Raw genomic sequence first — 6,647 nt, 5'->3', positions numbered from 1 at the left:
GCTGGCGGCGTCGGCCGCCAGCGACGAGGCTGGGGAGGTGAGAGGTGCGGTCGCGGTCCCGCGAGTGGAACGAACGGGAGCGCGGAAGTCGCAGCCCGCGCAGCGAACGAAGTGAGCAAGCAGGACCGCCTTCCGGAGGTGCGGGGCGGCCCTCCCGGCCGGGGCTTTGGAGGAGTTGGCCGCTGTGCCATCAAATACCGTTTATAAGCCATCATCGAGGCCGCCGGCTCCCTATTGGGGTACCGCGTGTAGAGCCAAACCGCTTTACGACCGCCCGCATAAGTAGCGCCAATGGCGACGTGCGACGTGTGTGGGGAGTACGAGAACCTCCCGTATCAGTGTCGACGGTGCGGCAAGACGTTCTGTGCCGACCACCGCTTACCGGAGAACCACAACTGTCCGGGGCTCGCGGAGTGGGACGACCCGGGCGGCGTCTTCGACAGCGGCTTCGACGACGGGGTGGAGAACCGCGCCGGCGGCGGCGGGGGCGGCGAGCCCGCGGGCGTCGCGACGCGCGTCAAACAGCGCGTCGAGCGCGAGACGAGCACGGGTGGGGTGGTGAGCTACTTCCGCGGAAACGTGACCTACGTCCTGCTCGCGGCGATGTGGATCACCTTCGCGGCGCAGTGGGCCGTCACGCTCCTGTTCGGCGACGCCGTCCACAGTCAGATTTTCGTCCTCCGATCGGACGCCCTCGGCAACGTCTGGACGTGGGTCACGTCGGTGCTGTCGCACTCGCGGTTCAGCCTCTTCCACATCATTGGAAACAGCATCGTGCTGTTCTTTTTCGGACCCCTCGTCGAGCGCGCCGTCGGATCGAAGCGATTCCTCGGGTTCTTCTTCGGCGCGGGGATCCTCGCTGGCCTCGGCCACGTCCTCTTCGCGGTGGCGACGAACGCCCCGACCGTCGGCGTGCTCGGGGCCAGCGGCGCCGGATTCGCGATTCTGGGTGTGCTCACCGTCTGGCGGCCGAACATGGAGATCCTGCTGTTCTTCGTGGTCCCGATGAAGCTGAAGTACCTCACGTGGGGGATCGCCCTCGTCTCCGCGTTCCTCGTCGTCTCGACGGGAACCGGCGGCGTCGGTGGCATCGCGCATCTCGCGCACCTGATCGGCTTCGCGGTCGGGCTCGCGTTCGGAAAGCGGAACGAGGCGCTCGCGCGGTCCGCGGGCGGGCCGGGTGGGATCCAGATGGGCGGCGCTCGGGGACCGCGTGGTCCCGGCGGTCCGGGCGGCCCCGGCGGGCGGTTCTGAATGCCCCCCTCCCCGTTCGCGCCGTCGAACCACGGTGGAACTACCGATCCAACCGCTATCGCGACCGACGACCTCGCGCGACCCGAATTTCTCCCCGATCCGTCGCTGTCGACTACCGAAATGAAATCGCTCCAGCGGGAGTTGGCCGCGACCGCGACGTTCGCCGACGACCTCGGGTTCGACCCCGCCGCGGTCGAAATCCACGAGCCCGCCGACCTCACGGACGGCTTGCCGCCGGCACGACCGGACGACGACAATCCCGACCTCGACCCGGACGCCCCGGTCGTCGTGGGCGTCGATCAGGCGTTTCTGACGCCGGAAGCGGGCGAAAGCGGCCATGAGGAGGCCGTCTCCGCGGCGGTCGCGATTCAGGGCGGCGTCGTGATCGAGTACGCGAGCGCGCGCACGGCCCTCTCTATTCCCTATATTCCGGGCCTCTTGGCGTTCCGTGAGGGCGAACCCCTGCTCGCGGCGCTCGACGCGCTCGACGCCGACCCCGACCTGCTCGTCTGTGACGGCTCCGGACGGATTCACTTCCGCGAGGCGGGCATCGCGACGCACGCCGGCGTGCTGTGTGACGTGCCGAGCGTCGGCGTCGCGAAGAGCCTGCTGTGCGGGACGCCCGCGGAGCCGACGCAGGAGCGACCCGAGGGGTGGCGGACCCCGATCCGGGCGGACGCCAGCGTCGAGACCGACGAGGCCGCGACGTCCGTCATCGGCCACGCCTACCAGTCGCGGCAGTATCCGAACAGCCGCCGCATCAATCCGCTGTACGTGAGCCCCGGCCACCGGACCTCGGCGGAAACAGCGACCGACCTCGTCGAGCTACTGTGTGCGGGCTACAAGCTCCCCGAGCCGACTCGAATCGCCGACGCGGCCGCGGACGCAGCGAAGCGATCGGTTTCCGTGTGAGCAGTTGCCACTGGCAGGCGGTTTTTATATCGTGGGCCGTGAATCGGGACGTATGGGAGACGAGGACACGGACGGACCGATGTCTGCCGAGGAGTTCCGCTCGCTACGAGACGGGTTAGTGCGACAGAGCTCCGGCGGCGGCACGACCGTTTATAAGAACGCCGCGGGCGTCGGCTGTCCGAACCCCGACTGCGACCGCGGCGTGTTCCAGACGCTGTTCGTCAGCGACCACGGCTGGCAGCAGATCGGCGCGACCCGCGACGGGATCGACCTGTGCCTGTGTAACACCGAAACGAAGCGACTCGTGTTCATCCACGACGAGTGACGGGACGATGACGAGACAGAGCGACGGTGACGAGACAGTGAGCGACGAGTTCGATCCGGTCACCGCGTTACACGAACACCTCGTGGCCACCGAAGAGCGCCCCGTGAAGCGCGAGGCCGGCTGGCGGCTCGGCGAGGCGCAGGCCCTGGCCGCGGAGGTCGCCAGCGGCACCGTCGACGACGCCACCGTCGTCCGGCGGGCCGAGGAGATCCGAGGGCTGCTCGCCGAAGTCGAGGGGACCGGCGACCGGGAGGCCGACGACCGCGTCGCCGCCGCGCGAGAGCTCGCGAACCGAATCGCGAATCGAACGGACGGGGAGTGACGACCGACGCCCGAACCGAAGTGCGTCAACGCCGTCTCTGACTCGGCGTTCCCGCCAACCCGGGATCAGTCGTCCGCCGTCGACGCTCCGTCCGCGTCCGCCGCGCAGCGGTTGGGGCCGAGTTCTAACTCGATCGCTGCGGTCTCGTCCGGCGGCGACTCGACGCCGCGGTTTGCGGCGATGACGGACTCGTAGTTCGGCGGCTTTTCCGGGAGCGTCGCGGTGATGCGCTCGACGAACGCCTCGCGATCGAGCCCGAGCACGTCGATGTCGAGGCGCGCCGCACCGACCGTCGTCACCACGGGCTCGCCGGGAACCACGTCATCCGTAGTGCCGTCGTTCGCGACCGCGAAGTGGCCGGGGCAGACGACGATACCGTCCGGCTCCGCGAGCAGCGTCCCGTGTAGCGAGTCGTACAGCTGGGTTGCGCCCTGCGTCGCGCCGGCCGAATCGTCGCCGTCCGCCGCCGTCCCGCCCGCGGTATCGTCGGCGTTCTCCTCGCCGAACTGCAGCTCCGTGCGACCGACGCTGTCGGTGAACAGCGTGTCGCCGGTGAGGACCGCCGACCGTCCGACTAAGTAACTCGCCATGTCCGAGGTGTGGCCGGGCGTCGCGAGCGCCTTCACGTCGACGCCGCCGACGCCGAGCGTCTCGTTGCGACCGATCGGTTCGAAGGCGTACGCCACGTCGCGATCGGCGGCCGCGGCCGGGAGGTAGTACGGAACGTCGAGCTCGTCCGCGAGCGACCGGCCGCCGGAGAGGTGGTCCGCGTGGACGTGGGTGTCGAGGACCGCCCCGATCGATGCGCCGTGCTCGGCGGCAGCCTCACGCCACTCGTTTCCGTGACGGGAAACGTCGATAGCGATGGCGAGGCGGTCGGAGCCATCGGAATCAGCGATGGCGAGGCGGTCGGACGCCTCGTCGGAGCGCTCGCCGGGTTCCCGCGCGCCGCCGATCACGAGGTAGCCGAGACACCCCTTCGCGCGCCGCTGAATCTGGATTATATCGAGCGAGTCGTCGCCAGCGTCGGGGAGGGGAACCGCGGTTCGGTCGTACACGCCCGACCAGCCGCGCATCCCGTCCTCGACGACGGTAACGTCGTCGTATCCGGCGGCTTCCAGCTCCTCGGCGAAGTCGAGCGAGGCCTTCCCCTTCGCGCAGGCCGTGACGACCGTGTCGCTCGCGTCGAGTCCGGTCTCCGCCTCGAAATCGTCGAGGTCGAACTCGTGAGGCGGCTTGTAGAAGTAGTGGACCGAGTCGGCGATCCGCCAGCCCTCGAAGCTCTCTCGGGGCCGGGTGTCGACGAGGACGAAGGACCGCTCGCCGCGTCGGCGCTCGTCGATCATGTCGCGGAACGCCTCCGCACTGATAACGGTAGTCATGGGGGATACACGGCGCCGTCGAACAAAACGCTGTCCCGGGTCAGCGGAACGACGCCGGGGGAAGCGAGTGGTCCCGGATCGGCGGGACGGCGACCGCGACCCGACGTGCACCGGCGATGGACAGTTTTTAACCGAGCGGTAGGGCAGATCGGTGTATGGTCGAGGCGTTCGCCGTCGCCAGCGGCAAGGGCGGCACGGGGAAGACGACGAGCACGCTCGCGCTCGGGATGGCGCTCGCCGAGGAGCACGACGTCACCGTCGTCGACGCCGACACGGGGATGGCGAATCTGCTATTTCACGCCGGACTCGACGACGCCGCGGTCACCCTCCACGATCTCCTCGTCGAGGGAACCGCAACGGATGTCTCTGAGGCAGTATACGACCGATTCGGACTCTCCGTCGTCCCCTGTGGCACGTCGCTGGCGGGGTTCGAGGCCGCCGAACCGGCGCGCCTCCGCGACGTGGTCGCCGAACTCGCGCGCGACACCGACGTGCTCCTGCTCGACTCGCCGGCTGCGCTCGGATCGAAGTCAGCCGTGCTTCCGGTCGTGCTCGCCGACCGCGTCGTGATCGTCGTCGAACCGACGATTCCGGCGCTCTCAGACGGGCTCAAGGTTCAGGAGTACGCCCGGTCGTACGGGACGGAGACCGCGGGCGTCCTCCTCAACAAGGTCCGGAGCGACGCCGCCGACGTGGCCGAACAGGTCGAACGCCACTTCGGCGGCCCGACGCTGGCGAGCGTCCCCGACAGCGACGTGGTCCGCGCCGCGCGCCGCGCCGGCGAGCCGCTGCTCGCGCACGCGCCGGAGAGCGAGCCGGCCGCCTGCTACCGGCGCGCCGCGGCTCGACTCGACGTCCGCGATCGGGACGGTGACGCGGTCGCCGATCGATTCCGGAGCGCGGTCGTGCCCGACACGCCATGACCGAGACGACCGATCCGCCGGAGCTCCGGATCCCGCGGGGGAATCTCCTCCGCTCGCGGGTCGTCTCCGACGTGGGCACGACGCTGTCGCGGGCGCTCGATCGGGAGGTGACCGGGTACGCGACGCTGATCCCGCAGGAGACCCTCCTCCTGTCGGGCGAGGCGAAGGGAGTCCTCACGTTTGAGAACGGGATACCGGTGCTCGCGTACAACACGGTGACCGACAGCGGCGGCCCCGACGCGCTCGCGGAGTTAGCAGTGCCCGGACCGTATCGGGTGGAGCTGTACGCAGTCGAGGCGTCGGCGCTCGAATCCGCTCACGAGGAAGCGGCGCTTCGCGTCGCGCCAGGCGCGGCCGCGACGGAACTCGCCGACGATCAGGCCCTCGCCGACCGAGTGCGCGACGCGGCCCCGGGCGATCGGATCGAGGAGGACGCCGAGACCGACACGGACGCGGTCGCTGCGTTTCTCGAGGACGACGAGCGGATCGAGGCGATCCGCGAGCAGGCGCAGGCAGAGGCCCGGAGCCGCGCCGAGGAGTGGGGGCTCGACGGTGCCCTCGACGACGTGAGCGAACGGTCGTCCGATGGGGATGGTCGGCGGCGGCCCCGTGGCGTCGGTGCCGACGAGCGGAGCGGTTTTGATGGGTGACCGCGAATATCACGCATCACCGTACTTCGCCTCCTTCGACTGACTGCCCCCGCCGACTTCGCGGACTGGTACGCGGCGGGTCGCGCGTACACGCACCACGTCGCCGACGGGATGGGATTCGACGGAGCGGACGCGCTGGACGGACAGCGTGTGACGACGACACTCCGAGAGAACCCGAGCGACCTACCGCCCGCCGCCGCGCGATCGGTCGCGGCGACGCTGCTGGCCGACGGTGTCTTCTCCGAACCGTACTGCGAGTGGATGCCGCTCTGGTACGAACTCGGACTGATTGCGCCGGTCCGATACGGCGAGTGGCGGCTCCGCCGCGTCGCGGCCGCCGTCGCCGAGCGTGCTAACATCACCGTGACGGCCCCGCGGTTCTCCCGGCCGCGTGACGTGAGGATCGACGGCAGACCGGCTCTTGCGGGCGTTTCGGGATTCCGTGATCGATTCCTCCTCGCCGACGCGCTCCTGCACGTGGAGTGGTTCGTCCACGTCGCGGCCGCGGACGGAATTGCGGTCCCGGCGGATCTGGTCGAACGAACCCGTGAGGAGTCGCTGTCGTACTACGCGGGCGATCGGTCCGCATTGTCCGCCGACGTGCGACGATTCCAGCGACACCTGTTCGCCGACGACGAGTGGGTCGCTCGCATCAACGATCAGTACGGCCTCGACAGTACCCTCTTTCGCCTCTGGGAACGATTGTTGTCTGCAGAGCGAGAGCGGCTTTCGCGTCCGTGACCGTCCCCGGCCGAGTGTTACAACTGTTGTAACATGTGTCGGTACCGATTCTCGTTTCGAGAGGTAACTATAGGCAAGTCGTTATCCTACGGGAGAGTACGAGCCGTACACCGGTTCGTCGTTCCTCCCCGCTTCGGC

The 6,647-nt window shown here is 69.1% G+C and carries 8 protein-coding genes; 7 read left to right on the top strand and 1 reads right to left on the bottom strand.

Annotated features, from left to right (window positions below; all coding sequences use genetic code 11):
- The first annotated feature begins 291 nt into the window (after positions 1-291).
- From ACNSN4_RS03350 to ACNSN4_RS03335, 4 genes are all read left to right on the top strand, one after another.
- On the top strand, positions 292-1,254 hold the full coding sequence (locus tag ACNSN4_RS03350; RefSeq protein ID WP_418284339.1) for a rhomboid family intramembrane serine protease: 963 nt from the start codon (positions 292-294) through the stop codon (positions 1,252-1,254).
- Positions 1,255-1,374: 120 nt separating this feature from the next.
- On the top strand, positions 1,375-2,166 hold the full coding sequence (locus ACNSN4_RS03345) for an endonuclease V (protein WP_418284362.1): 792 nt from the start codon (positions 1,375-1,377) through the stop codon (positions 2,164-2,166).
- A 52-nt stretch (positions 2,167-2,218) separates the two neighbouring features.
- The gene (locus tag ACNSN4_RS03340; protein ID WP_049906210.1) at positions 2,219-2,491 is read left to right on the top strand and encodes a DUF7385 family protein; all 273 of its coding nucleotides are present in this window, start codon (positions 2,219-2,221) and stop codon (positions 2,489-2,491) included.
- 7 nt (positions 2,492-2,498) lie between these two features.
- Positions 2,499-2,813, top strand: a complete 315-nt coding sequence (locus tag ACNSN4_RS03335; RefSeq protein WP_418284338.1) for a DUF8152 family protein — start codon at positions 2,499-2,501, stop codon at positions 2,811-2,813.
- 65 nt (positions 2,814-2,878) lie between these two features.
- Here ACNSN4_RS03335 and ACNSN4_RS03330 read toward each other — a convergent pair whose 3' ends face one another.
- Positions 2,879-4,195 carry an MBL fold metallo-hydrolase gene (locus ACNSN4_RS03330; RefSeq protein ID WP_418284337.1) on the bottom strand — a complete coding sequence of 439 codons (1,317 nt, stop codon included), beginning with the start codon at positions 4,193-4,195 and terminating at the stop codon, positions 2,879-2,881.
- A gap of 155 nt (positions 4,196-4,350) precedes the next feature.
- Between ACNSN4_RS03330 and ACNSN4_RS03325 the strand changes: the two genes are divergently transcribed.
- The 3 genes from ACNSN4_RS03325 to ACNSN4_RS03315 are packed head-to-tail and all read left to right on the top strand — an operon-like array spanning position 4,351 to position 6,509.
- Complete coding sequence (locus ACNSN4_RS03325) at positions 4,351-5,118, top strand: nucleotide-binding protein (protein WP_418284336.1); 768 nt, start codon at positions 4,351-4,353, stop codon at positions 5,116-5,118.
- A complete protein-coding gene (locus ACNSN4_RS03320) occupies positions 5,115-5,768 on the top strand; it encodes a DUF8054 family protein (protein WP_418284335.1) in 654 nt (217 codons plus the stop codon). The genes ACNSN4_RS03325 and ACNSN4_RS03320 overlap by 4 nt, the downstream gene beginning before the upstream one ends.
- 15 nt (positions 5,769-5,783) lie before the next feature.
- The gene (locus tag ACNSN4_RS03315) at positions 5,784-6,509 is read left to right on the top strand and encodes a DUF8116 family protein (RefSeq protein WP_496923282.1); all 726 of its coding nucleotides are present in this window, start codon (positions 5,784-5,786) and stop codon (positions 6,507-6,509) included.
- Positions 6,510-6,647: the final 138 nt, after the last annotated feature.

The sequence above is a fragment of the Halorubrum marinum genome, from assembly GCF_048381195.1.
Lineage (GTDB): Archaea > Halobacteriota > Halobacteria > Halobacteriales > Haloferacaceae > Halorubrum.
This window is presented reverse-complemented; position numbering and strand designations above follow the sequence as displayed.